Genomic DNA, 1,453 nt, shown 5'->3' with positions numbered 1-1,453 from the left:
CAGAGACCGACTGCGAGAACGAACCCTCCGCACCGGCCGTCGTGCCGAGGCCGGCACCCGTCAGCAGAACCGAACCTGCGCCGTCAGCGCCGTAGGAGTGGTTCAGCGTGCCCGTCACGTTCTGCGCGTCGGCATCGTCACCCTGGCCATCCGCATTGCCGCCAAGCAACGCGTCGTCGTCGAGCTTGACCGTCGCGTTGTTGCCAACGATCGGGCTGTCGTCGATGACGCCCACCGTGAAGCCGGCGGTCGTCTGGTCGCCGTCGCCGTCGCGCACCGTCGCCGTGAAGTTCAGCGAGATCACGTCTTCGTTCTGAGCGCCCGAGGCCTTGACCGGATGATCGAGGACACCCGACAGGTCGAAGCTGTAGCCGCCCGCACCCGTATCCGTCAGCGTTACCGTGAACACCGTCTTGTCGCCGGCATGCGCCGTCAGCACCGTGCCGTTCGCAGACAGCGTATAGGTCAGGTGCTGGCCGCCCGAGGTCAGGTCGCTCGCCGCAATCGTCTGGTTGCCGCTCTTGATCGACAGAACCGCATCGACCTGCGCGGACGTCAGATCACCAGAGGCGCCGGCAAACGAGACCGAACGGTCGCCCAGAACCTGAACGCCGCCGAAGCCGCCGTTCACCGCACTGTTGGCATGGTCCGAACCCCAGAAGATCAACAGCGAGCCAGACGTGCTCTTCGTCGTCACGTCGACCGGGAAGCCGAAGATGCTGGTATCCAGGTCGCTGTTCGGAGAATGGTCCTCGTTGCCGCCGGAAAGCTCTTCTTCCTCGACATAATGCGGCAGAAGCTGGCCGATCGCGACCGGAATGTCGTCCGTCACCGAGACCGCGAAGTTGACGGTCTTCGCATCACCGTCCGAATCCGTCGCAACCGCCTGGAAGGTCAGCTTCAGCGCATCTTCGCCGGATAGCTTCTGGTCGAGGTTGCCCTGCAGATTGAAACCGTAGCTGCCGCTGCCGTCGTCGTTCACCGTCACCGTGAAGATCGTCTCGCCATGCGCCGTCGCAACCAGCGTCGTGCCGTTGTCAGACAGCGTATAGCTCAGCGCTTCGCCGTTCGACGTCAGCGCAACCGCCTGGTTGAGGCCGTCGACCGCAGAGACCGTGCCCGTCGCGGCAAAGACCAGCGAGCGGCCGGCGCCGTCGTTGCGGTCGGCAACGTCGTAATTGTCCGCACCCCAGGAGATGTTCAGGCTGCCGGTCGCCGTCGTCGATTCACGCGACAGGTCGTTGCCGAACCACAGGTCATCCTCGTTCACCGAGCCGCTGTCGGAGGCCGTCCAGGAAATCGTATCGTCATCGACATTGATGGTGATCGAGCCGTTGGCAGCATCGCCGTCGCCATCCTTCACCTGATAGCCGATCGTGAAGCTCTGGTTGTTCTCGTTGTTGCCCGCAGCATGCTGGATCGCATGGTTCTGCGTCACCGTGTACTGGCCCGA

1 protein-coding gene is annotated in these 1,453 nt (G+C 63.7%); it reads right to left on the bottom strand.

Going from position 1 to position 1,453, the window contains the following annotated elements; genetic code table 11:
* A partial coding sequence (locus tag AC1DMK_RS30995; RefSeq protein WP_477864036.1) for a T1SS-143 repeat domain-containing protein occupies window positions 1-1,453 on the bottom strand: 1,453 nt, incomplete at both ends.

Source organism: Rhizobium sp. 05L419 (assembly GCF_056397845.1).
The sequence above is the reverse complement of the archived record's forward strand: the minus strand, read 5'-3'. Positions and strand labels throughout refer to the sequence as shown.